The 22,791-nt window shown below is 72.8% G+C and carries 22 protein-coding genes; 10 read left to right on the top strand and 12 right to left on the bottom strand.

Annotation, left to right across the window (positions count from 1 at the left end):
* The first annotated feature begins 92 nt into the window (after positions 1-92).
* The 3 genes from ABD743_RS23460 to ABD743_RS23450 all read left to right on the top strand — a co-directional run bounded on the left by ABD743_RS23460 (position 93) and on the right by ABD743_RS23450 (position 2,207).
* Positions 93-848, top strand: coding sequence for a lysophospholipid acyltransferase family protein (locus tag ABD743_RS23460; protein ID WP_344724300.1), 756 nt, complete (start codon positions 93-95; stop codon positions 846-848).
* A 60-nt stretch (positions 849-908) separates the two neighbouring features.
* Positions 909-1,520, top strand: a complete 612-nt coding sequence (locus ABD743_RS23455; protein ID WP_344724299.1) for a hypothetical protein — start codon at positions 909-911, stop codon at positions 1,518-1,520.
* A 198-nt stretch (positions 1,521-1,718) separates the two neighbouring features.
* Positions 1,719-2,207: a polyadenylate-specific 3'-exoribonuclease AS gene (locus ABD743_RS23450; RefSeq protein ID WP_344724471.1), complete on the top strand. Its 489-nt coding sequence runs from the start codon at positions 1,719-1,721 to the stop codon at positions 2,205-2,207.
* 36 nt (positions 2,208-2,243) lie between these two features.
* Here the strand turns inward: ABD743_RS23450 and ABD743_RS23445 are convergent, their stop codons facing one another.
* A complete protein-coding gene (locus tag ABD743_RS23445; RefSeq protein ID WP_344724298.1) occupies positions 2,244-2,387 on the bottom strand; it encodes a GPGG-motif small membrane protein in 144 nt (47 codons plus the stop codon).
* Positions 2,388-2,568: 181 nt separating this feature from the next.
* On the opposite strand from ABD743_RS23445, the gene ABD743_RS23440 reads away from it, so the two are divergent.
* The gene (locus ABD743_RS23440; RefSeq protein WP_344724297.1) at positions 2,569-3,957 is read left to right on the top strand and encodes a class II 3-deoxy-7-phosphoheptulonate synthase; all 1,389 of its coding nucleotides are present in this window, start codon (positions 2,569-2,571) and stop codon (positions 3,955-3,957) included.
* A gap of 54 nt (positions 3,958-4,011) precedes the next feature.
* Here the strand turns inward: ABD743_RS23440 and pknB are convergent, their stop codons facing one another.
* A complete protein-coding gene (gene pknB / locus ABD743_RS23435) occupies positions 4,012-5,769 on the bottom strand; it encodes a Stk1 family PASTA domain-containing Ser/Thr kinase (RefSeq protein ID WP_344724296.1) in 1,758 nt (585 codons plus the stop codon).
* A gap of 66 nt (positions 5,770-5,835) precedes the next feature.
* On the opposite strand from pknB, the gene ABD743_RS23430 reads away from it, so the two are divergent.
* On the top strand, positions 5,836-6,192 hold the full coding sequence (locus ABD743_RS23430) for an Rv2175c family DNA-binding protein (protein WP_344724295.1): 357 nt from the start codon (positions 5,836-5,838) through the stop codon (positions 6,190-6,192).
* Positions 6,193-6,210: 18 nt separating this feature from the next.
* On the opposite strand, the gene ABD743_RS23425 is transcribed toward ABD743_RS23430, so the two are convergent.
* From ABD743_RS23425 to ABD743_RS23410, 4 genes are read right to left on the bottom strand one after another with little or no spacing between them, the layout of a single operon-like run.
* On the bottom strand, positions 6,211-7,152 hold the full coding sequence (locus ABD743_RS23425; protein WP_344724294.1) for a phytoene/squalene synthase family protein: 942 nt from the start codon (positions 7,150-7,152) through the stop codon (positions 6,211-6,213).
* The gene (gene mptB / locus ABD743_RS23420; RefSeq protein ID WP_344724293.1) at positions 7,130-8,851 is read right to left on the bottom strand and encodes a polyprenol phosphomannose-dependent alpha 1,6 mannosyltransferase MptB; all 1,722 of its coding nucleotides are present in this window, start codon (positions 8,849-8,851) and stop codon (positions 7,130-7,132) included. Before mptB ends, ABD743_RS23425 begins: the two co-directional genes overlap by 23 nt.
* Positions 8,852-8,879: 28 nt before the next feature.
* The gene (gene crtI / locus ABD743_RS23415; protein WP_344724292.1) at positions 8,880-10,433 is read right to left on the bottom strand and encodes a phytoene desaturase family protein; all 1,554 of its coding nucleotides are present in this window, start codon (positions 10,431-10,433) and stop codon (positions 8,880-8,882) included.
* Entirely contained in the window at positions 10,430-11,581 is a 1,152-nt protein-coding gene (locus ABD743_RS23410) for a polyprenyl synthetase family protein (protein WP_379659209.1), read from the bottom strand. The genes crtI and ABD743_RS23410 overlap by 4 nt, the downstream gene beginning before the upstream one ends.
* A 141-nt stretch (positions 11,582-11,722) precedes the next feature.
* On the opposite strand from ABD743_RS23410, the gene metF reads away from it, so the two are divergent.
* A complete protein-coding gene (metF, locus tag ABD743_RS23405; RefSeq protein ID WP_344724291.1) occupies positions 11,723-12,622 on the top strand; it encodes a methylenetetrahydrofolate reductase [NAD(P)H] in 900 nt (299 codons plus the stop codon).
* Here the strand turns inward: metF and ABD743_RS23400 are convergent.
* Both ABD743_RS23400 and ABD743_RS23395 read right to left on the bottom strand, forming a co-directional pair.
* Positions 12,606-13,289 (bottom strand): LppM family (lipo)protein, encoded by a 684-nt coding sequence (locus tag ABD743_RS23400; RefSeq protein ID WP_344724290.1) that lies wholly within the window; start codon positions 13,287-13,289, stop codon positions 12,606-12,608. The two genes, metF and ABD743_RS23400, sit on opposite strands and share 17 nt — an antisense overlap.
* 44 nt (positions 13,290-13,333) lie before the next feature.
* Complete coding sequence (locus ABD743_RS23395; RefSeq protein ID WP_344724289.1) at positions 13,334-13,909, bottom strand: GNAT family N-acetyltransferase; 576 nt, start codon at positions 13,907-13,909, stop codon at positions 13,334-13,336.
* 190 nt (positions 13,910-14,099) lie between these two features.
* On the opposite strand from ABD743_RS23395, the gene ABD743_RS23390 reads away from it, so the two are divergent.
* The gene (locus tag ABD743_RS23390; protein ID WP_344724288.1) at positions 14,100-14,417 is read left to right on the top strand and encodes a hypothetical protein; all 318 of its coding nucleotides are present in this window, start codon (positions 14,100-14,102) and stop codon (positions 14,415-14,417) included.
* Positions 14,418-14,454: 37 nt separating this feature from the next.
* Positions 14,455-14,901, top strand: a complete 447-nt coding sequence (locus ABD743_RS23385; protein ID WP_344724287.1) for an SAV_6107 family HEPN domain-containing protein — start codon at positions 14,455-14,457, stop codon at positions 14,899-14,901.
* A 41-nt stretch (positions 14,902-14,942) separates the two neighbouring features.
* Here the strand turns inward: ABD743_RS23385 and ABD743_RS23380 are convergent, their stop codons facing one another.
* Complete coding sequence (locus tag ABD743_RS23380; RefSeq protein WP_344724286.1) at positions 14,943-15,830, bottom strand: ParA family protein; 888 nt, start codon at positions 15,828-15,830, stop codon at positions 14,943-14,945.
* Positions 15,831-15,884: 54 nt separating this feature from the next.
* Here ABD743_RS23380 and ABD743_RS23375 point away from each other — a divergent pair, with 54 nt between their 5' ends.
* On the top strand, positions 15,885-16,652 hold the full coding sequence (locus tag ABD743_RS23375; RefSeq protein ID WP_344724285.1) for a class I SAM-dependent methyltransferase: 768 nt from the start codon (positions 15,885-15,887) through the stop codon (positions 16,650-16,652).
* Between the two features lie 390 nt (positions 16,653-17,042).
* Complete coding sequence (locus ABD743_RS23370; protein WP_241039439.1) at positions 17,043-17,426, top strand: DUF3040 domain-containing protein; 384 nt, start codon at positions 17,043-17,045, stop codon at positions 17,424-17,426.
* A gap of 677 nt (positions 17,427-18,103) precedes the next feature.
* Here the strand turns inward: ABD743_RS23370 and ABD743_RS23365 are convergent.
* Genes ABD743_RS23365 through ABD743_RS23355 form a run of 3 tightly spaced genes read right to left on the bottom strand, consistent with a single transcriptional unit; the run spans position 18,104 to position 22,646 of the window.
* A complete protein-coding gene (locus tag ABD743_RS23365; protein ID WP_344724284.1) occupies positions 18,104-20,395 on the bottom strand; it encodes a transglutaminase TgpA family protein in 2,292 nt (763 codons plus the stop codon).
* On the bottom strand, positions 20,392-21,630 hold the full coding sequence (locus ABD743_RS23360) for a DUF58 domain-containing protein (RefSeq protein ID WP_344724283.1): 1,239 nt from the start codon (positions 21,628-21,630) through the stop codon (positions 20,392-20,394). Before ABD743_RS23360 ends, ABD743_RS23365 begins: the two co-directional genes overlap by 4 nt.
* A gap of 44 nt (positions 21,631-21,674) precedes the next feature.
* Positions 21,675-22,646, bottom strand: coding sequence for an AAA family ATPase (locus ABD743_RS23355; RefSeq protein ID WP_344724469.1), 972 nt, complete (start codon positions 22,644-22,646; stop codon positions 21,675-21,677).
* Between the last annotated feature and the right edge of the window lie 145 nt (positions 22,647-22,791).

Here is a 22,791-nt window from a genome sequence, read left to right as displayed (position 1 = left end):
CCCCCCGGTTCGGTGCGATCGACAGAGCCCGTTGTCGCCGTGTGACGCGCGTCCGTAGGCTGACGCCGTCGAGGTGGAGGGGGCACGCCCAGGTGCTGTACTGGTGGTCCAAGTTCGTGCTCCTCGGTCCTCTGCTGCGGCTCTTCTGCCGGCCGACCATCGAGGGAGTCGGGAACGTCCCGGAGCGCGGCGGCGCCATCCTCGCCAGCAACCACCTCGCCGTCGTCGACTCGTTCTTCCTCCCGCTGCTCGTCCCGCGGCGGATCACGTTCCTCGCCAAGCGCGAGTACTTCATCCAGCCGGGGCTCGTCGGCCGGATGAAGAAGATGTTCTTCTCCGGTGTCGGCCAGGTGCCGATCGACCGGTCGGGCGGGTCGGCCGCGCAGGCGGCGATGGACACCGCGGTGCGGCTGCTGCGCGAGGAGAAGCTGCTCGGGATCTACCCCGAGGGCACGCGGTCGCCCGACGGGCGTCTCTACAAGGGGAAGACGGGCATCGCCAGGATGACGCTGGAGGCTGCCGTCCCCGTCATTCCGGTGGCCATGATCGGCACGGACAAGGTCAACCCGATCGGTTCGAGAATGTGGCGCCCGCGCAAGGTGCACATCAAGATCGGGGAGCCGCTCGACTTCTCCCGCTACGCGGGGATGGCGGGCGATCGATTCATCGAGCGCTCGATGACCGACGAGATCATGTATGCCCTCATGGAGCTATCGGGGCAGACCTACGTCGACATGTACGCGGCGTCGGTCAAGGAACGAGCGGCCAAGGCGAAGCTCGCGGATCCCCAGGAATCGAGCGCAGACGGCCACTCCGGAGACGGCGTCCCGAAAGCCCGCGCAAGCTAGGCCGTGTCGGTTACACCCACTTGGACGAAGCTCCAGCAATCGGTGTAATACCCTTGCCCGGTGCCGCGATGGGTCAATGTGGTCAGACGGGACAACGCCCCTTCTTCCGGCGACGACTCACCGACGTCAATCGTCCGCCTCGAGGACATACCCACCTCGCACGTCCAGGTGGTGACGAGCCCGCCGCCCGCCCCGCCGCAGAGCTGGATCCGCAGGATGGCGCCATGGGCGGTGTTCGGTGTGGTCGCGGTGGTGGTGGTCGGGGGCACCACGGCGTGGTCGGCCTCCGTGCGCGGCCCCGAGAGGCCGCTTCTCGCCTCCGTTCCCTCCACCTATGCGCCGCCCGTGCAGGCCACCTCCGACGTCCCGCCACCCGCGGAGCCGACCGCTGAGCCGGAGACGGAGCGGGCCGCCGCCGTGGCGACCAAGGTCAGGCGCGCGGCCACTCCCACCCCGAGCCCCACTCCGCAGCAGCCGGCTCCGCCCCCGCCGCCTCCTCCGGTCACCACGACTGCGCCCGCTCCGACGACGGTGAGCCAGCCCCCACGGACCACCACCCCCAGGACTACCGCTGCTACGACCACGCGCCGCCCGCTGTTCCCGACGTCCCGTAACACTCCCCGGTCGACGCCCGCCAACCAGCGGGTCGCTCCGGGGCCTGGCTCGGGCTGACGAGTCGGTCCGTTCGGCCGCTTCGTGGTGTGCCGGTCGGGACACTCGGCGGCACCGACCACGAACCGCCACATACAGTCATGGATGCCCCGCTCGGAACGACCGGACCGCCTGGCACCCGCCCGGCACCGGGCGCGCCCGTCCGGGTGCGGACCGAACGTGGCCGGTCGTGCGTCGACCAGCGGGAACAGGACGGGTATGCGCTTCTTCTACGACTGCGAGTTCATCGAGGACGGCACGACGATCGACCTGGTGTCGATCGGCGTGGTCGGAGAGGACGGCCGCGAGTTCTACGCCGTGTCCACGGAGTTCGACCCATCGCGGGCAGGCGACTGGGTGCGGGCTCACGTCCTACCCAAGCTCCCGTCCCCGGCGGACCAGGCCTGGCGCTCACGTACCCGGCTGCGCGCCGACCTGCTGGAGTTCCTGACCTCGGCGCCGGGCGACGTCGAGCTTTGGGCCTGGATCGCCGCGTACGACCACGTGGCGCTCTGCCAGCTGTGGGGCGCGATGCCGGCGTTGCCGCGGGCGCTGCCCCGCTTCACCCGTGAGCTGCGGCAGCGTTGGGAGGACGCCGGACGTCCCCCGCTCCCGCCGCCCACCTCCGACGCTCACGACGCGCTCGCCGACGCCCGCCTGAACGCGAAGCGGTGGGAGGCGATCGAGTCGGCGGTGGCCGCCCGCTGACCATCAGCGAGCGGCCGCCGAATGGTGCTTTCGGCGTCAGGTGAAGATGCTGACGCCACCAGGCCCGACCAGCAGGCCGACGACGATGAGCACGATTCCCCATACGAGCTGCTTGCGCAGGATCGCGAACACGCCGGCGATCACCAGAACCACGGCGATGATCCACAGTAGAGTTGACATACCGCTATGTGCCCTGATCACTCGCTCGGGAACCGCGCCGTTCGGGTGACGCACGCTACTTTCGGCCGCGTCGAGCCTCATCCGGCGCGCGGCTGAACGGAGCGGCTGCCGCTTTCTGCGGCCGTCCGGGTCGGGTGGATCCGGCGGTCCGCCTGTCGCGGGCCCGGCTACCCTGCTGGGTGTGAACTGGACCGTCGACGCCCCGGTCGAAGTGCTGCCCGAGCTGCCGCCCCTGCCCGCTGAGCTGCGTGCCCGCCTTGACGACGCGCTCGACCGGCCCGCCGCTCAGCAGCCCGACTGGCCCGACAGCGAGCACGTCGCGCACGTCCGCACCGTGCTCGAGAGCGTGCCGCCGGTCACGCTGCCCCCCGAGGTCGACCGCCTCCAGACGCGGCTCGCCCAGGTCGCCCGCGGCGAGGCGTTCCTGCTCCAGGGCGGCGACTGCGCCGAGACCTTCGTCGACAACACCGAGCCGCACATCCGCGCCACGATCCGCACGCTGCTGCAGATGGCGATCGTCCTCACCTACGGCGCCTCCCTGCCCGTGGTGAAGGTGGGGCGGATCGCGGGGCAGTACGCCAAGCCGCGCAGCGCACCCGTCGACGCTCTGGGGCTGCCCTCCTACCGCGGTGACATCGTCAACTCGATCGTCGCCCACCCGGCCGCCCGCGTGCCGGATCCGTCCCGCATGGTCCGGGCCTACGCCAACGCCAGCGCAGCGATGAACCTCGTACGGGCGCTCACCGCCACCGGCATGGCGGACCTGACCATGGTGCACGACTGGAACAAGGACTTCGTGCGCACCTCGCCTGCGGGGGAGCGGTTCGAGACCATCGCGGCGGAGATCGAGCGGGCGCTGCGGTTCATGGACGCCTGCGGCGTCGACGACCACAACCTGCACAGCGTCGAGTTCTACGCGAGCCACGAGGCCCTGCTCATCGACTACGAGCGGGCCATGCTGCGGATGGACACCACCGGCCCCGAGCCGCGGCTCTACGACCTCTCGGCCCACTTCCTGTGGATCGGGGAGCGCACCCGTCAGCTCGACGGCGCCCACATCGCCTTCGCGGAGCTGCTGTCCAACCCGATCGGGCTCAAGATCGGCCCCACCACCACGCCGGAGCACGCCGTCGAGTACGTCGAGCGGCTCGACCCGCACGGCACACCCGGGCGGCTCACCCTCGTCAGCCGGATGGGCAACGGCAAGGTCCGCGACGTGCTGCCGCCGATCGTCGAGAAGGTGGAGGCGTCGGGGCACAAGGTCATCTGGCAGTGCGACCCGATGCACGGCAACACGGTCGAGTCCACCACTGGCTACAAGACGCGCCACTTCGACCGGATCGTCGACGAGGTGCAGGGCTTCTTCGAGGTGCACAGGGCACTGGGCACGCACCCCGGCGGCATCCACGTGGAGGTCACGGGTGAGGACGTCACGGAGTGCCTCGGCGGCGCGCAGGAGATCTCCGACGCCGACCTCGCCGGACGCTACGAGACGGCTTGCGACCCCCGCCTGAACACGCAGCAGTCGCTGGAGCTGGCGTTCCTCGTGGCGGAGATGCTCCGCGGCTGACCTGAACCCCCGCGAGTCGCCCGTTCGTACGGGATTCGGGCGACTCGCGAGGGGTCAGAACGTCTCCAGGGTGACCGTGCTGCCCTTGTCCACCAGCGTGCCGGCGCTCGGGTCCTGGCCGATCACGCGGGAGCGCCCCCGCCCGTCGGAGAACCGGGAGTGCTGGTCGGAGTCCAGCCCGGCGTCGTCGAGCTTGTCGGAGGCGTCGTCATACCGCTCCCCGATGACGAACGGCACCTCCACCTGGTCCTCCTCCGGTGGCTGGGGGCCGCGGCTGAGCACCAGCGTGACGGGCGCGCCGATCGGGAGGGCGGTGCCGGCCGGGGGGGTCGTGCCCACTACGGCGCCGACCGGCACCGTGGCGCTGAACTGGTCGGCATCGGTGGACCGCACGGGGGTGAGGCCGCCATCTCGCAGGGCCTGTTCGGCAGCTGCGACGGCAGTGCCGGGAGTAACGGCGGGCACAGTGGGCCGGCCGGAGGAGACCGTGATCACCACGATGCTGCCTCGTAGCAGTCGGGCGTCCGGCGGTGGATCGGTGGCTGTGATGGCACCTTCGGGCTGCGTGTTGTCGCGGGCCGTCTTGATGCTCGCGACGAGGTCGGACTCGCTGAGCAGCTGCTGCGCCGTGGCCTGCTGCAGGCCCACCAGGGACGGCATGGCCGTCCACCGGCCGCTGCCGAGCCACCAGGCCGTCACCCCCACGAGCATGGCGAGCACGAGCACCACCGCCACCCAGATGGCGAAGATGCGCCGGCTGCGTCGCCGGGCGCGCAGGTGAGGCGGCGCATCGCCCGGCGTGGCCAGGTGCTCCGCCTCGTCGGACCGCGGCATCATCCGGGTGCCGCTGCGGCCGCCCGGAGGAAGCGCGGCACCGGCGCCGCTGGGCACGTGCTGCGGAATGGCGGGCAGCGTGTCCTGGTCTTCCAGGGATCGCGGTGGCGGCACCGGCGGCGGGACCCGTGGCACCTCGAGCTGCACCGCCACCCGGCGCAGCGCGGCGAGCATCGCCGCGGCGTCCGGGGGACGGGCGGCCGGATCGCGGCGGGTGGCGCGCAGCACGAGGTCGTCGAGCTCGGGAGGCACGTCCCCGGCGATCAGTGACGGCGCCGGCACGTCGGTGTTGACGTGCCGGTACGCCACCGAGAGCGCCGTGTCGCCCGAGAAGGGCGGTGCGCCCGTGAGCAGCTCGTAGAGCAGCACGCCGGCCGCGTAGACGTCGCTGCGCGAGTCGGCCGCGCCCGTGGTGACCTGCTCAGGGGACAGGTAGTTGACGGTGCCCAGGATGTAGCCTGCGTGGCTCGCACCGGCCTGCGCGGCGGCGGTGACGAGCCCGAAGTCGGCGACCTTGACCTCACCGGTGTAGCTGATGAGCACGTTCTCCGGCTTGACGTCACGGTGGACCAGCCCGAGCCGGTGCGCCTCGGCGAGGCCGGCCAGCACCGGCTCCATGACGGCCAGCGCCGCCGGCACGCCCAGCGCTCCCCGGGCCTCTAGAACGTCGCGCAGCGTGCCGCCGTCGACGAGCTCCATCACCAGGAACAGCACCGGCCCGTCGACGCCCATGTGGTCGCCCTGGTCGTGCACGTCGACGACCGCGGGGTGGTCGATCCGCGCCGCGGACCGGGCCTCACGCTCGAAACGTGCCCGGAATGCCGGGTCGGACGCTAGTCGCGGCTCCATCACCTTGATCGCGACAGGGCGGTCCAGACGGGTATCGGTACCCCTGTAGACGGTGGACATTCCGCCACGGGCGAGCACCGGGCCGACCTGGTACCGCGCGTCGAGCAGCGCGGCCGGCGGGGCGTTCACACTAAGACGGTACCGTCCGCGTACGGTGGTGCCGGACCTACCGCGCCTGTGGCATCGTGGTTCCTCGTGAACGACGTGTCCGTGCTCTCCGAGGTCGTGGCGACGCTGCCCGTCGCGGAGGTCGCCCAGAGGCTCAACCAGCCCGTATCCCGAGTGCACCAGTTGGTGCGCGATGGCCAGCTCCTGTCCTTCCGTCGTGATGGCGAGGTCGTTGTCCCCGCCGATTTCCTCGACGAGGACGACGCCGTGGTCAAGGGCCTGTCCGGGACGATCACGGTGTTGCGTGACGGCGGTTACTCGGACTCGGACATCCTGCGGTGGCTGTTCGCCGAGGACGACTCGCTGCCGGGCACACCGGTGGCGTCGTTGCGTGAGGGTCGCCACCGTGAGGTCAAGCGCCGCGCCCAGGCGATGGCGTTCTGACAGGTCGTACGGGCAGGCTCACGAGCGCGCCCGCGCGAGCACGGCGCGCAACATCCCCGGCACCGCCACAGCGGCGCGTGTGCGGTTGGAGACGGTCACCCTGCGGTGCAGCACGTCGTAGTCGGCCGCCTCGATCTCGTCGAGGATCCCTCGGTACAGCCTGAACGCGCAGGCGATGCAGGCCCGGGACACCGGTTCGAGCATCGCGACGCCCGGAGCCGCTCGTCGGTAGATCGCGCGCGTATGTGCGACGAGGTGCGCCAGCGCCCGGCGCACGCGGCGGTCGTGCCTGCGTGTGCGGCGGCACCAGCTGAGCAGCTCGCGGTCCACCCCGAACGCGGCGAGCTCGTCGGCGGGGAGGTACAGCCTGCCCCGGTCGAGGTCCTCTCCGACGTCGCGCAGGAAGTTCGTGATCTGAAACGCAACACCGAGCGCCGCCGCGGCCGGCTCGGCCTCGGCGCGCGGCACGATCGTGCCCAGGATCGGCAGCATCTGCAGCCCGATCACGGCCGCCGAGCCGTGCACGTAGACGTCGAGCTCCTCGAACGTGGCGTAGCCGCTGACCTGGGTGTCCATTCGCATCGATCTCATGAAGTCGATGAAGTGACGCCCGTCGATGTCGTAGCGACGGGCGGTGTCGACGAGGGCGATGAGCACGGCCCGGTCGGTCGCCCCGCCGGCGAGGGCGATCTCCAGCTCCGCCGACAGCGCGTCGATCAGGGCCGCCTTCTCCGCGGCGGGCCGCTGGTCGCCCAGGTCGTCGACGATCTCGTCGGCGTAGCGGGCGAAGCCGTAGAGGGCGTGCACGGCGGGCCGGCGTTCGCGGGGCAGGAGCCGGGTGGCGAGGAAGTAGGTGCGGCCGTGCCGCGCGTTGAGGTCTCGGCAGCGGGAGTAGGCGGCTCGCAGACCCGGGTCGGTGATCCCGGCGGCGTCGAGCTCAGCCCGTCGGGCGCTCGGCACCGGCGGCCGGTACTGCGGCTGCAGGGACGGCCGGAACGGTGACCGGCACCGCCTCCGGTGATTTGCGGCGGGAGCGGGCCCCCGCGGCCAGTCGCAGTGGGTCGGGACGCAGCAGCGACACCGCGGCGAGCGCCGCCACCAGCGCGCATCCCGCGAGGTAGGGCCAGTTGTAGAGGGCGTCCTCGCCGTTGGGGTAGTAAACGATCACCAGCATCAGCGAGCAGAACACCACCCAGGCGAGCCCGCGCGGCGACCAGGCGACCATCGCCAGCAGCGCCATTCCCCAGCTCACGTACCACGGGAGGGTGGCGGGCGAGAGCACGGCGACGGCCAGCAGCACGATCCCGGCCCGGTGGATGGCGTCCGGGCCGCCGTCGCGGGCCGCCAACCACTGCCGCACGGCGATCCAGACCAGGACGATCGCACCGATGACGCGGCCGACGTTGATGAAGGGCTGCTTCGGGACGGTCGGCGCCGCGAGCCCGATGAGGGCGTGCAGGAACTCACCAGCACCCGTCGGGAACGACATCCAGTTCACGATCATGGACGGGGCGCTCAGCGCGGGCAGCCACCCGAGGCTCACCCCCGCCGCGAAGGTGCAGGCGGCGAACACCACGACGAACACGCCGACGCCCGCTGCAGTGGCCTTCACGATGCGTGCGCTGCGCGTGCCCGGCAGCCGGGCCGCCCACACGAGCACGAGGAACGGCAGTGCGACGCCTGCGCTGGCCTTCACGGCCATCGCCCCGGTGACGAGCGCGATCCCGCCCGCCGGTTTGCCGCGCAATGCAACCAGCGACCCTGCGGCGAGCAGACCGACCACGAGAAGGTCGTTGTGGCCGCCGCCGATCATGTGGATGACCATCACCGGGTTGGCGACGGCGATCCACAGTGCGAGGGGTACGCGGCCGCCGAGACGGCGGGTGAGCTCGGGCAGCGCCCACACCAGCAGGAGCAGCCCCGGCAGCAGCGCGAGCCGCATGAGCACGACGCCGAAGATGATGTTGTCGCCGGTGGCCCAGGCCACCGCCTTCGCGATGAGGATGAACAGCGGGCCGTAGGGCGCCGGTGTGTCCTGCCAGAAGTAGTGGACGTTGTCGGTCCAGATACCCGGCATCGCGTCCGGGCCCACCGCGTACGGGTCGAACCCGGCGAGGGACAGACCGCCCTGCGCGAGGTAGCTGAAGATGTCGCGCGTGAACAGCGGCGGCGCGAACAGCACCGGCACGGTCCATGCCATCGCGATCGTGAGCACGGCGCGGCCGCCGACGCGGCGTGCGAGGACGTCGCGGCCCAGCTGGACCCATGCCCACAGCATGAGGGCGACGCCGATGTAGACGAGCACGGTGGCGAGCTCGCGCCCGTGCCCGTAGCGCCAGAAGCCGAGCGGCGAGTTGGTGAGCAGCGGGTCGCGGACGAGCACCCCGCCCGCCCCGTACCCGCCGATCACCATCATCACGGATCCGGCCAGCCCGAGCAGCAGTGGCCGTCGCGGGGGGTTGCCCAGGCGGGCGCGCCACGCCGATCCGGACGCCGGCGCGCTCGCGGGCGCCAGTGGCTCCCGCTCCGCCGTGCCCCCGCCGGGTGCCGCTCCGCCCTCTGCCGGCGCTGCAACTGACGCCGATGCGCGCTCCGCGGGCGCTGCGTCCGGCAGCGCCTCGGGCAGCGTCGATCCGTCGACCGATGATGGTGGCTTCATGACGCGATCCATGCTCGCATGACCCCTGTCAGGCGCCGGTGGGGACCCTGCGAGCACGCCTGGCCGGGCCCGTGATCCGCTGGGCTGCGAGCCGTCCGGAGATCAGAACGGGCGGGATTCCGACGCCCGGAGTGGTGCCGCAGCCCGCCAGCACCACGTTCGACAGGCCGCGGACGAGGTTGCGGGGCCGGAAGGGTCCGGTCTGGGCGACGGTGTGGGCGAGTGAGAACGGCGTGCCCGCGGCGAGTCCGGCGCTCGCCCAGTCGGCCGGGGTCACCAGGCGCGACACCTCGATGTCGCCTGCGAGCCCGTCGAGGCCGGGGTGGCCACGGGCCTCGAGGACGCCGAGCAGCTCGTCGCGGTAGGCCGGGCCGACCCGCGCCCAGTCCACCGTGGCGCGGTCGGTGTTGGGGCACGGGGCGAGCACGAACAGCAGGTCGCAGCCGGCAGGCGCGAGGTCCGCGTCGGTGGAGGTGGCCCGGGTGACCAGCAACGACGGGTCGCTCATCAGCCGGCCGTCGTCGATGATCTCGCGGAACGTCCGCCGCCATGCCGTGCCGAAGGAGATCGTGTGGTGGGCGAGTTCGGGACGCCTGCGCGTGACGCCCGCGTGCAGCACCACGGCGCTGGGGGAGTGGCGCAACGGCACCACGCGCCGCGGGGTGCGCCCGATGATCCGGCGCGCGGCCGGCAGGTCCGGTGTGAGCACCACCGCGTCGCAGGCGAGACGCTCCGTCTCGCCCTCCGGCCGCCCGGTCGAGGCGTGCCGGACGGCGGTGACCCGGCCACCGCGACGTTCGAGGCCGGTGGCGGAGCGCCCGTAGTGGATCTGCGCGCCTGCGGCCACGGCGGCGTCGGCAAGCGCCTGCGCCACCTGCCGCATGCCGCCGCGGGGGAAGAAAATTCCCCCGATCGTGTCCATGTAGGCGATGACGCCGTACGCGGCCATGGCGAGGTGCGGCGGCACGCCCGCGTACAGCGCCTGGAACGAGAAGATCCGCTGCAGCCGCTCGTCGGGCAGCATGCGGGCAACGCGCGGACCGAGCCGTCCGAACCCGCCCAGAGCCGCGAGCCGGAGCAGGTCGGGGCCGAGCAGGTCGAGCGGTGAGTCGAGGTTGGCGCCGATGAAGGAGTTGATCTCCGCGTCGTAGAGCCGGGTGAGCCACTCGCGGGTGCGCCGGTAGCCCGCCGCGGACCTGGGCCCGCAGACCCTTCTGACCTCGGCCTCCATGGCAGCGCCGTCCGTGTGGACGTCGATGGTGGATCCGTCGGCGAAGTGGGCGCGGTAGGCCGGGTCGAGCTCGACGAGGTCCAGGCGCTCCTTCAGCTTCTCGCCCACTGCGCCGAACGTCTCGTCGAGCAGGTCGGGCATCGTGAGCACGGTGGGGCCGGTGTCCACCTGGTAGGTGCCGCGCTCCGTGTGCAGGTCGAGCCTGCCCGCGCGTCCGCCGGGATGCTCCGCACGTTCGAGGATCGTGACGCTGCGCCCGGCACCGAGCAGGTGCAGGGCGGCGCTCAGTCCGGACAGGCCGGCACCCACCACGACGACGTGGTCGGTCGGCCCGGGGACCGTGCGCGTCAACTCCTCCTCCGGGTGGCGAGCTCGGCGAGGGCGACCAGTTCGGTGGCCGCCGGCTCGTCGATCTCGACGGCCGAGAGTGCGTCGAGTGCGGAGCCGGTGAGGGCAGCGATCCGGTGTTCGATCGTCTGTACGGCCCCGAGATCGGTGAGCAGATCGCGGATGCGGTCGACCCCGGCCGCATCGAGGTCCGGGTCACCGACGGCCGCGGTCACCGCGTCGCGCGCGGCCCGCTGCCCCCGCTTCTCGGCCCTCTCCACGGCGACCGCAACCAGCAGGGTGCGCTTGCCCTCCCGCAGGTCGTCGCCTGCGGGCTTGCCCGTGACGGCGGGATCGCCGAAGACGCCGAGCAGGTCGTCGCGAAGCTGGAAGGCGACGCCGATGTCGGCCCCGAACCGCCGGTACGCGGAGATCAGCTCAGGGCGGCCGTCGGCGAGCGCCGCTCCGAGGTGCAGCGGGCGCTCGACGGTGTACGCGGCGGTCTTGTAGCGGTCGATCTGGAGCGCGGCGCGCGTGGAGGTGTCGCCGGTGGCCTGGTGCAGCACGTCGAGGTACTGCCCGCCGAGCATCTCGGTGCGCATCGCCTGCCACGGCGGCGTGGCCCGCAGCAGAGCGGACAGTGGCAGGCCGGCGGCGCGCAGCATGTCGTCGGCCCATGCGAGGGCGAGGTCGCCGAGGAGGATCGCCGCGGCTGCGCCGAACCGCGCAGGCTGCCCGGTCCAGCCTGCGGCGACGTGCCGGCGGGCGAACTCGACGTGCACGGTCGGACGGCCCCGGCGGGTGGCGGAGGCGTCCATCAGGTCGTCGTGGATCAGCGCGCAGGCCTGGATGAGCTCCAGCGCGCTGACCGCGCGGAGCACGGCGACCGCCTCGGGTGAGTCGACCGCCCCGCCCGCGCCGCGCCAGCCCCACCAGGCGAACGTCGGCCGGATGCGCTTGCCTCCCTGGAGGACGAATGCGACGAGTGCGTCGGTGGCCTCGGCGAACGCGGGGTCGATGGCGGTGGTGTCGGTCGTGCGCGACCGCAGGAACGCGGCGAGTGCGGCCTCGACGGCCACGATGAGACCGGTGTCGTCGAGCAGGTGGTCGACGGGCCGCGTGTCGGCCCCGAAGGGGTCGTGCCCGGTGTCGAGCGCTCCGGTACGGGTCACCTGGGGGACCTCGATAGGCGCGGCCCGATCGCGCCGCGGCATCGGGGAGGCAGATGTGCTGGTGAGCAAGGCACGAATGGAGCGTAACGGCGTCGGCACGGCGCGGCGCGCCGACGAGGCCGCCGGCCGTAGGCTGAACCTGTGAAGGTCACCCAACGGATCGGCGGCGACCGTCCCGTCTTCTCGGTGGAGTTCTTCCCGCCGAAGGACGAGGCCGGTGAAGCCGAGTTGTGGCGCGCCGTCCGAAGGCTCGAGCCGCTCGACCCCGCCTTCGTCTCCGTCACCTACGGCGCAGGGGGCTCTAACCGGGACAGGACGATCCGGACCACGGCCCGCATCGCCACCGACACCACGCTCGTCCCGATGGCACACCTCACCGCGGTGTCGCACTCGGTGAGCGAGCTGCGGCAGGTGATCGGGGCCTACGCCGCGGCGGGTATCTCGAACATCCTCGCGGTGCGCGGCGACCCGCCCGGTGACCCGCTCGGGGAGTGGGTGGCACATCCCGAGGGCCTGACCTACGCCGACGAACTGGTCACGCTGGTGCGCCGCCTCGGTGACTTCTGCGTGGGCGTCGCGGCGTTCCCCTACGGCCACCCGCGCTCGCCCGACCCCGAGTCCGACCTCACGCGGCTGGTGGCGAAGATCCGGGCAGGGGCCGACTTCGCGATCAGCCAGCTGTTCCTGGAGCCGGAGGGATTCCTGCGGCTGCGCGACCGGCTCGCCGGTGCCGGCTGCGACGCTCCGCTGCTTCCCGGCATCATGCCGCTCACCACGGCGCGCACCCTGCGACGCGGGCCGGAGCTCTCCGGTGCACCGGTGCCACCGGCGCTGACCAAGCGCTTGGAGCGCTACTCCGACGACCCCGCGGCCTTCCGGGCCGCCGGCATGGACGTCACGTCGGAGATGTGCGCACGCCTCCTCGACGAGGGGGTGCGGGGCCTGCACTTCTACACGCTGAACAGGTCGACCGCCACGGTGGAGCTCGTGCGGCGGCTCGGGCTGGCGGCCCAGCGCCCCGCCGTCACTGCCCGGGGGTGACCGGGGGGTTGCGGGTGCGGCGGGCCAGCACCACCACCGCCGCACCGGCCAGCGCCACCATGGCGCCCAGCCCGATCGTCCAGTTGACCGCCGAGGGCGCGTTGGGATCGGCGAATGCGACCACCGCGTTGGTGTCGCCGACCTCGCCCGGCACGAACGTCCAGCTCACGGTGCTGTTGTCGGTGTCGCCGTTGGTGTCGATGACCTGGCCGGGGAACCCGATCTTCAGCTGGAAGTCGGCCCGGTCGACCGGCACGGTGGTGAGATCGACGGCGCCGCCCAGCAGCACCCGGCTGCCCACCCGGCGCATGTCGAACTTCACCGCGTTGCCCGCCGGGCCCGCCACCTGCGTGAGGCTTGCGACCTGGGCGAAGGTGAGCCCGGAGAACCGCAGCACCGACCCGGCGTAGCCGTCCTGACGGTACGGCGACACATCGACGTCGGACTCCAGCTCGGACGGAATCGTGATCGTGGGCCCGGGATCGTCGGCGCTCTTCTCGGGGGTGGCGATGAGGATCTCGCCGGTGACGGTGTCGTCGGGCTGCACGGCGAGCGCCGCACGGACCCGCGCGCACCCGCTCAGCAGACTGGTGGCCACCAGCAGGGCGAGCAGCAGCAACGGCAGGACGCGGCGGCGGGCAGCGGTCGACGTCGGCACGGCGGACATCGTGCCACCCCGGTGTGCCACGACGGGCGGCCCCGTGGCTCCGGCTACCTGGCAGACGACATGGGGAGCTCGCGGCCGAGCACCGCGAACGGGCGGGAGTCGCCGGTGAAGCGATGGTCGCGCAGCACGTCGCGGAAGCCGGTGCGCCGGTAGAGCCGCCACGCCCGGCCGGGCGGCTCGGTGCCGTACTCGGGCGTGGAGAGCAGCACCCGTGGCCGGTCGGTGAGAGCGAGGAGAGCCCGCAGCAGACGCTCGCCGAGCCCGTGGCCCTGGGCGTCCGGGTGGACGTGCAGCTCCGTCAGCTCGAAGTAGTCGCGCAGCCAGATGTGGGCCTCGGGGCCTTCGGCGGCCACCCCGCGGCGGACCTCCTCGAACCACCACTGCCCCGGCCCCCCGGTGTAGCCGTAGGCGATGCCGAGCAGCGCCCCGGTGGAGTCGAGCCACCCGACGGCGCGCCAGCCGGGTCTGCGGGAGTGGTCGAGCCAGAGCGTGCGCCGGTGCCGCGCGGTGCTGTGGGGGTAGCCCATCGCGGTCACGTACACGTGCAGCGCTTCGGCGAGTCGGTCGGCGAGATCATCCGGACCGAGCTGAATCAGCTGATGTGCCGGAGCCCTTGTCACCCTTCCATCACACCATGGGGATCGCACGTGCGCCGCTCCGGTCGACGGCGACTTGACGGGGGAGGTCAAGAGCGCTCTACTGGAGATGGATCGAACATGCGTTCGATCCTCCGGCGTCGGTGGTGGGGCGGGGGAAGCGTCCCGCCACCGGCAGCCCGGTGCCGCTGCTGGGCGGGAGGAGCGTAGTCGGATGAGTGCTTTCGGTCGGGTGTTCGGGTCGCGCCGGCCGACGCCGATCCAGGTTCGGTGGCTGGACGGCGAGCCGGTCGAGTTCGAGCGCCGTCCCGTCCGGCGGGGCGCGCGCTACCTGGTCACCGACGTCCACGAGCGCTGGATCGAGGAGTCTCCGTGGCCGTTCCCGTCGCCGATGCCCGTCGGCGGCGATCGGCTGCGCTGCTGGCGCGTGGAGGCGCGATCGGCGGCGGAGCCGGAGGCGCCGGCGCGCGAGTTCGTGCTGCGGATGCGCTCCGGGCCCGGCGTCTGGGATCTGGTGCGGGTGACGGAATGACAAGGCTCACGGAACGACAAGGCTCGGGGAGGCGACGATGACCATCACCACCGCGCGGGTGCCGCACCCGCGGGGGCCGCAGCGGGCCCCTGCCGGGCCGCCGCCCCCGGCGCCCACCTCACGCGCAGCGCTGGGGCTGCTCCGCCAAGCGACCGACGGGCTCGCCGAGGCCCACCGCACGGAGGAGCCGCTGCTCCGCTATCCCGCGGCCTACCTCGCCGCGCTCCGGGCCGCGGCTGCCGTGCTCGCGGTGCACGCCCGTCCGGCGCCGCGCCGCGGATCCACGCGCAACGTCTGGCAGTTGCTCGCCGAGGTCGCGCCCGAACTGGCGGAGTGGGCGGCGTTCTTCGCCGCGTGCTCCGACACCCGGGCGGCGGCCGAGGCCGGCATCGCGCGGCTCGTGGGGCGCCGTGATGCCGACGACCTGTTGCGGCAGGCCGAGCAGTTCGTCGGCATCGTCAGCAGGTCGGTGCCGCTGCGCTGATCGCTCTCCTCGGGTGGGTCGTTCGCCCGGGCGGCGCTGCGTCAGCCCGCGCCGTGCGGGGCCGTCGTCGCCACCGTGCGCCGGGCGCGCTCGCTGCGCAGCACCCGGCCCAGGAGGAGCGTGAACACGGCGGAGGCCTCGCGTGCTCCCGGCGTGTCCCACCGCTGGATGGGCATGCAGGCGCCTTGGGCCTGCTGGATCGCCGAGCGGTCCGGCAGCACTCCGGTGAACACCAGCGGGCCGAAGAGCTCCCGCAGCTCGTTGATCCGGAAGTCGTGCTCCGTGTTGCGCGGGCGCACCCGGTTGATGAGCACGCCGAGCGGCTGGAGGTCGGGGTTGCCGCGCTGCCGCTCGGTCTGGATCGCGTCGAAAGCGCGCTGCACGCCGGACACCGCGAAGATCGTCGGGTCGGTCACGAGCACCGCACGGTGGGCCGCGGCGAGGGCGCTGCGGGTGAGCTGCCCGAGCGACGGCGGGCAGTCGATGATCACCAGGCGGTAGGGCTCGGCGTTGTACCCGTTGTCGGAGCCGCTGTCCGAGGCTGCCTCCCCGTTGGGGGACGGACCGCCGAACAACTCGACGTCGTGGAGCCGCTCCAGTGCTCTGGCCAACCGGATGAGCTGCTTCGGGCCCGGATCGGGGTGGTTGTGGCGCTCGGCCTGCTCGGCACCCACCAGCACGTCCAGGCCGGCGCCCCAACCGCTCGGGGCGATCGCGCGGCGCACCACCGACGGGCTCGGGTCGTCGAGCACGTCCGCCACCGTGGCCGTGGTGGAGCCCACGTCCAGCGCGATCGTGGAGTTGGCTTGCGGATCGAGGTCCACCACCAGCGTGCGTACACCGTGGTGCAAGGCCGCGCCGGCCAGCCCGAGCACGACGGTGGTCTTCCCCACTCCACCCTTGAGGCTCAACGTGGCGACGACCTGCACGGCGATCAACCTACCCTGCCCGGGATCGCACTAGTCTGCCGTTGTGAGGCTCCGATGCTGAGCGGTGCGACGACAGAGACGGCCGGTGCGGTGGGCGAGGGCTCGGTGCACCGGGCGCTGGTCACCGAGGTGGCCAGGGTGCGTGCCGCAACGCCGGGCCGTCCGCCCCGTGTACTCGACGTGGGCGGCGGAAGCGGAGCCTGGGCGGTACCTCTGGCGCGTTCCGGATGCGCGGTCACGGTGGTCGACAACAGCCCCAACGCGCTCGCAGCCCTGCAGCGGCGGGCGCGCGAGGCCGGCGTGCACGATCTGATCACGCCCGTGCAGGGTGACGTCGACGCCCTCGCCGAGGTCGTCCCGCAGGGCGGCGCCGATCTGGTGCTCGGCCACGGTCTGCTCGAGGTCGTGGACGACGCGGCCGCGGCCGTCTCGGCGCTGGCCGCGGCCACCGCGCCGGGCGGTGCGGTGTCGGTGCTCGTCGTCGGCCGGTACGCGGCGGTGCTCGCGCGCACCCTCAGCGGCCGGCTCGCCGAGGCGCGCGCGGTGCTCACCGACCCGGACGGCCGGTTCGGGGCCGACGACGCGCTTCGCCGACGGCTCGACGCAGAGACGCTGCGCGGCTTGCTGGAGCAGGGCGGGGCGTTGCGGGTCGAGACGCTGCAGGGCGACGGAGTGCTGGACGGGTGGGTTCCCGGAGCGGTCCGCGACGGTGGCCCCGCGGCTGCCCGAGCGGTGAGCGAGCTGGAGGACATCGCCGCCACCGCCTCCCCGTTGGTGGAGATCGCGACCCGCCTGCACGCGCTGGCCCGCCGGTCCGCCTGACCGCCCGGCGCCGAAAGGCGGCGGTTCACGGCGTGTCGCGGCCCGCTTCGTCCGGTTCACTCTCCTGGGGGCGTGGGGCCAACTGGGTGTGATTGACGGCGCACCCGGGGTGTGTTCGCCGGGCCCCGCGGCCTTGCAGCGGCTTGTGGATCACCAAGACCGGTCGTCGCAAGCCGCCAGCGGGGGATCCTGACGCCCTAATCGTGCTGCTCATACTGTCTGCGACCCGACCGGGGCGAAGATCGACCCTTCCGCTTGACGAGTCCGGCTAGTCGGCAGGCCGTGAGGCTCGTATCCTTTCGCGTAGACGCCCAGCCCCGGGCGCTCGTCGCGTCGTTCCGGCACCATGGAAGATGACCCGACAGGATGACCAGTGCCGGAGGTGAAGCCGTGCCCCTCTCCGAGCACGAGCAGCGCTTGCTCGAACAGATCGAGCGCGCTCTCTACGCCGAGGACCCGAAGTTCGCATCCACCGTCCGTGGTGGCCGCCTGCGCAAGCCCACACGCCGCCGTCGCCTGCAGGGCGTCGGATTGTTCGTCCTCGGTCTGGTGCTGCTCGTCGTTGGCGTCGCCGTACCCGCACTCTGGCTGGCTTCCAGCTTCCCGGTGCTGAGCGTGGTCGGCTTCCTTGTGATGCTCGGCGGTGCCGTGCTCGCGGTCACCTCGGTCGGGTCGGGCGGCCAGCCCGGTCAGGCCAAGGAAGCCGAGCCCGACAAGAACCGCTTCACCGGCCGGATGGAAGAGCGCTTCCGCCGCCGGTTCGAGCAGGAGTAGCAGGAACAACAACTCGGAACCGGTCCCTAGTCGGGACCTGTTCCGAACGAGTCCGAGCCAGCGCCCGGTCCGTCGGGCGCGCCGTTGAACAGCGGCGCGCCCAACGAACCGGGCGTTCGCTATGTGACGGTGCCCCACGCCCAGGTTGAACGAGCGGCACTTCCGTCCGATAGGCCTGGACGAGCGTGCCGCTCGTTGCGAGGAGTGGCCGGCGTCCCGAGGCTCGGGCTCTCTGGGTTACGAGCGGCACTTTCATCCGATAGGTCTGGACTGGCGGGCCGTTCGTGCAGGCAGGTCCTTGTTTCGGCTCCGTGGGGTGCCGGGTCGGTGAGCGAGCGGGTCGCCCTGCCGGTCTGCCCAGTTGACCGCTAGTGGGGGCCGAGTGGTCGAGGCTTCAGCTCCCCGGGGTCACGGGATGCTGCGCGAACGTGCCGTTCGAGCAATAGGTCTGGGCGAGCGTGCCGCTGGTGCGGCGACTGGCCGGCGTTCTCGGGGCCCGGCTTCGTGAGCGAGTGGGCGAGCGGCGCTCTCGTCCGATAGGTCTGGACTGGCGGGCCGTTCGTGCGGGCAGGGCTCGGAGCGCTCGGCGCCGGGCGGTGGCCGGGTGGTGGGCGAGCGGCACGTTCGTGCGATAGGTCCGCGCGGGTGGCCCGTTCGTGGGGAACGATGAGCGTTGCTCAGGTGTCGGAGGTTGCCTTCTCGCGTTCCGCCACGGGCTTCGAGGCCGGGGTCCGTTGCAGCACGGACCGCGGGAGCAGCCGGCCGCGCAGCGACAGCGAGCCTCCGGCGGCGATTCCTGCCCGCACGGCATTCACCGGCTCATCCAGATCGCCGGGGGCGGGGTGGACGTCGCCGTACCAGCTCGCCTCCACCGCGGTGACCACCTGCCGCAGCGCCTGTTGCGCATCGTCGTCGAGCCGGTGCTCCCGAACGATGCGGCGGGCCGCACCTCGCACCGTGTCGCTCGGTGGGTGGTCGACTCCTCGGTCGATCGACTCCGCGAGTAGCTCCGACCAGGCCGCACCCGTGGCGTCCGGGCCACCCGCGCTCGCCGCTGCCAGACGCCGGCGCCGGGCGAGTGCCCGCAGCCCGGCCGGGACGAATCCGGTGGCGATCAGCAGGACCACCACGAAGAGCGGCCAGAGCGGCAGCCCGCTCTCGGCGGCCGGCGGTGGGGCGAGGGCGACCGACGGAGCCTGCTCGGTCTCGGCGGGGGCCGGCAGGGGCTGCTGCTCCGCGTCGTTCCCAGGGCTGAGGTCGTCGTTGGCCGGGGCGTTCTCCGGGTCGGGCGGGATGCCCTGCGCCTCCTGGACGTACGGCGGTGCGATGGTGCGGCCGTCGGTCAGCGGCGTGGGGTCGAACGTCGTCCAGCCGATGCCGGGGAACCAGGCCTCGACCCAGGCGTGCGCGTCGGAAGTGCTGATCGTGCGGTACTGGCCGTTGTCGGCCCCGGCCGTGAACCCGACCGCCACCCGCGACGGGACGCCGACGGCGCGCAGCATGACCGCCATGGCAGAGGCGAACTGCTCGCAGTACCCCGCCTTGCCGACGGTGAGGAACTCGACCAGCGCGTCGTCGCCGGAGCCCGGGGCCGTCTGGAGGCTGTAGGTGAACTGGCTTTCGGGCCCGGTGAAGTACTCCTGCAGCGCCATCGCGCGGTCGAAGTTGTTGGAGCGGCCGGCCACGACCTGCTGGGCGATCTCGGTGACCCGCGGGTCGACGCCCGTGACGTCGAGGTACTCCGGTCCGACCCCGGAGTCTCCGGCCGCCTGGCGTAGCTGGGAGACGGTGGGCACCGGCAGGAACGCCTGCTCGCGCCATCCGTCCTCCTCCCTCGGCCGGCCGGTGTAGCCGGTGCCGCTGCTCCGGTCGTAGAGCCACGGCCCCTCGGGCAACCCGCCGACGTCGATCGGGTCGCCGTAGAGCGGAAGCCAGTAGTCGCGGAAGGCGAGGTTCTCGATCTCCACGTTGGCGACGTCGCCCGAGCCGGTCGGCTGGGGTTGGATCGGGCCGGGCAGCCCGACGCCGGGGGCGGGCCGGGTGGCCTGCCATCCGGCGTCCGGCACGTACTGGCGCAAGGTCAGCGCCCGCAGGTAGGTGGGGCGGGTGAGGCCGCGGACCCGGAAGAGGTCGACGGGGTCACGCTGGTCGAGTTGCCCGCGCAGTGCGGTGAAGGGACTGAGGCCGATGGAGCCGCCCGACCCGCCCGCGCCGGTGCCGCTGTCGAACCGGCCCGCGGTGCCGACGAAGCTCGTCGCCGCACCGACGCCGACCGCCAGCACCACCGCGACCGCGACCAGCGCGACGGCGCCCGGCAGCCGGCCCCGGAAGCCCGTGTGGGCCACGAGGAGCAGCCCGAACCCGGCCGCGGCCGCGGCCATCGCCCACCACGGCAGGAGGGTGTCGGCCAGCGCCGCAGGTACGGCGAAGACGGCGAGCAGCGGCACGCCGGCCGCGGCGGGAGCGGCGGCGCTCACCGCCGCGAGGTGGACGCCGATCGCCAGCAGGCCGAAGGCGGCCGTCACGAGGAAGAGGATCTGCGGGGTGCTCGTCACGGGCGCGATTCCCGTGTCGATCTGCTGACCGGCACCGGAGAGGAGCGCCCCGAACTCCTGCAGCGCCCCGGGGCCGGGCAGCACCCCGAGCAGCCCGTCGTCGGCGAACTGCACCGTGAGGAGCACTAGCACCCCGACGGCCTGCCCGGCCGCGACGACGACGGCTCCGAGCCGGTGCAGCAGAAGCCCGAGGACGACGACGACGGCGACCGCGGCCAGGGCGTGGCCGAACCAGGCGCCGCCCTGCACGATGGCCGTGACGGGCCCGGCCGCGAGCAGCACGGCCAGTCCGGACGCGATCGTGGTGACCCACGGCAGCCCGGCGCCGCGTGCGGCGGGCGGCCGTGCGGGTGCGCTGGGAGGCGGGCCGGTGGGGGGCGGCGCCGTCGGAGGACCCGCGATGGTGGTGCTCACAGTCCGTTCACCAGATCGCTCCAGACGCGTTCCGGCGAGGATCCGGCCGAGGCGATGGTGACGTGCCAGCCGGCTCCGCGCAGGGTCGCAGCATTGGCCGCGGCGGTGCCACCGGATCCTGCCCGGACGCGTACGGCGGGGTCCCAGGTGGAGGTGTCGAGGAGCACGGCGTTGCCGCCGCCGCTGCGGCGACCGAGCAGCGTGTCGACCTCGCCGGGCTCGAGTGCGCCGAGCACGGCGAGCACGTCGGTGCCCGAACGCAGCTCGGGGCCTGCCAGGTCGGGCCGTGCCGACGGGCGCAGGGCGGCGAGGGCGTCGAGCAGTGGTTCCGGGCTGATGCCGGAGCCCCGGCCGCTGAGCTGCACACCGTCCTCCGTGAGGAGATCGAGCGGTTCGCCGCGGGAGAGGAGGTGGGTGCAGATGCTGGCGGTGAGGCTCACCGCGAACTCGAGGCTGGAGTCAGCGCCGCGGCCGCGATGCGCCACGTCGCGGCGGTCGAGCAGCACCGTCATCCCGCCGCGCCACGGCCGTTCCTCCAGCCGCACCATCAGTTCGTCGTGGCGCGCCGTGCTGCGCCAGTGGACGCGGCGCAGCTCGTCGCCCTGCCGGTAGGGCCGGATGAGGACGTCCGACGCGCCCTGTCCCTGGTGGGCCAGTGCGGAGCCCGGCGTGCCCTCGCCCGCCCCGATGGCGGGCGGCAGCCCCTGCAGCGCGACCACCCGGGGCAGGACGAGCAGGCGGTCGGCCGGTGCGAGCTCCCGTTCGAACTCCGCGAGCCCCAGCGGATCGGTGGCCGTGCCGCTGAGCGGGCCGACGCGGTGCACGCCACGCAACACCGGGCGAAGGGGATAGGTGACCACGGCGCTTCCTCGGCCGGACAGCCGGTGCACCGTGAACCGCGGGGGAGCGGCGGCCTGTGGGCCGGCGGCGTCGGGTGCGGTGTCGGTCAGCCGGAGGGCACCGAGCAGCGGGCCTCCGTGCAGATGGAGTCCGACGGTGACGGCGGCGCCGACCGGCACCCGGGCCGGGGTGAGCTCGCGCTCGACGTGGATCCGCCGCCGGGCCCGGGCGGCGAGCAGCAGGGCCAGCACCGGTAGCAGGGCGACGAACGCCCCGATCCGCAGCAGGTCGCGCTCGTCGAGGGCGATGGCGGAGACCCCGGTGGCGAGGCCACCCGCGAGCAGGCAGCGGCCCCGTGTGGTGAGGCCGGAGAACCGCCCGGACCGCTCACTCACGACCGGGCTCCGCCGCTTCTGCCCATGGCCGGGGACATCCCCGGTCAGTGGCCCCGGCCCGGCGCGGGTACGGCATGCCGGGCGAGGAGGCTGCGGACGATGTCGACGGCGGTGCGTCGCGAGGCCTGGGCCTCCGGGGTGAGCAGCAGTCGGTGGGCCAGCACGGGAACCGCGACGGCCTGCACGTCGTCGGGCACCACGAAACCGCGGCCGGCGAGCGCGGCCTGTGCTCTGGCCGCCCGCACGAGCTGGAGGGTGGCCCGTGGGGACGCGCCCAGCCGCACCTCGGGGAGCCGGCGGGTGGTGCCGACGAGCTCCACGCAGTACTGCCGTACCTCGGGGCTCACGTGCACCCGGCGTACGGCCTCGATCACCGAGCGGACGAGCCGTGCGTCGACGACCGGGCGGAGGATGTCGAGCGGGTCGCTGGCGGCGTGCTCGTCGACCATCGCCAGCTCGGCTCCGAGGTCGGGGTATCCGACGCTGACGCGTGTGGTGAACCGGTCGCGCTGCGCCTCGGGCAGCGGGTAGGTGCCGTCCATCTCGATGGGGTTCTGTGTGGCGACGACCATGAACGGGCTCGCGAGCGCATAGGTGGCGCCGTCGACGGTGACCTGGTGCTCGGCCATGCACTCGAGCAGCGCCGACTGCGTCTTCGGCGAGGCGCGGTTGATCTCGTCGGCGATCACGATGTTGGCGAACACAGGGCCGGGCCGGAACTCGAACTCGGTGGTCTGCCTGTTGTAGATCGACATGCCGGTGATGTCGCCGGGCAGCAGGTCGGGCGTGAACTGGACGCGGCTGACCGAGCAGTCGATGGACCGCGCGAGTGCCTTGGCCAGTGATGTCTTGCCGACCCCTGGGACGTCCTCGACCAGGAGGTGGCCCTCCGCGAGCATGGTGACCAGCGCGACCCGCACAACCTCCGGTTTGCCCACGATCACCCGTTGGATGTTGGCCGCGATCCGGCCGCAGAGATCGGCGACATCAGCGAGGGCGGGCGCGTCGCCCTCCATCCCGGCGCGGCTGCTCGTCGCGGTCACCAGACCTCCTCGCGCTCGTCGTGTCGGTCCCGATCCGTCGAGACGCGATCAGTCTGTCAAACGCCCGCAGAGAACTTTGCCCGATGGGGGTACTCCGCGCCGTCCCCACTGTGCCCCA

Origin of the sequence: Pseudonocardia yunnanensis, from assembly GCF_039534065.1 — a bacterium.
GTDB classification, from domain to species: domain Bacteria; phylum Actinomycetota; class Actinomycetes; order Mycobacteriales; family Pseudonocardiaceae; genus Pseudonocardia; species Pseudonocardia yunnanensis.
Note: the sequence above shows the minus strand (reverse complement) of the source record. Positions and strands in the feature narration are given on the sequence as shown.

Excerpts from the sequence above, each read along its gene's own strand:
- ABD743_RS23390 (WP_344724288.1), top strand. The coding sequence starts at position 14,100 with ATGAGTGCTTTCGGTCGGGTGTTCGGGTCGCGCCGGCCGACGCCGATC.
- ABD743_RS23450 (WP_344724471.1), top strand. The coding sequence starts at position 1,719 with ATGCGCTTCTTCTACGACTGCGAGTTCATCGAGGACGGCACGACGATC.
- ABD743_RS23375 (WP_344724285.1), top strand. The coding sequence starts at position 15,885 with ATGCTGAGCGGTGCGACGACAGAGACGGCCGGTGCGGTGGGCGAGGGC.
- ABD743_RS23385 (WP_344724287.1), top strand. The coding sequence starts at position 14,455 with ATGACCATCACCACCGCGCGGGTGCCGCACCCGCGGGGGCCGCAGCGG.
- ABD743_RS23355 (WP_344724469.1), bottom strand. The coding sequence starts at position 22,646 with ATGGAGGGCGACGCGCCCGCCCTCGCTGATGTCGCCGATCTCTGCGGC.
- ABD743_RS23445 (WP_344724298.1), bottom strand. The coding sequence starts at position 2,387 with ATGTCAACTCTACTGTGGATCATCGCCGTGGTTCTGGTGATCGCCGGC.
- mptB (WP_344724293.1), bottom strand. The coding sequence starts at position 8,851 with ATGAAGCCACCATCATCGGTCGACGGATCGACGCTGCCCGAGGCGCTG.
- ABD743_RS23400 (WP_344724290.1), bottom strand. The coding sequence starts at position 13,289 with ATGTCCGCCGTGCCGACGTCGACCGCTGCCCGCCGCCGCGTCCTGCCG.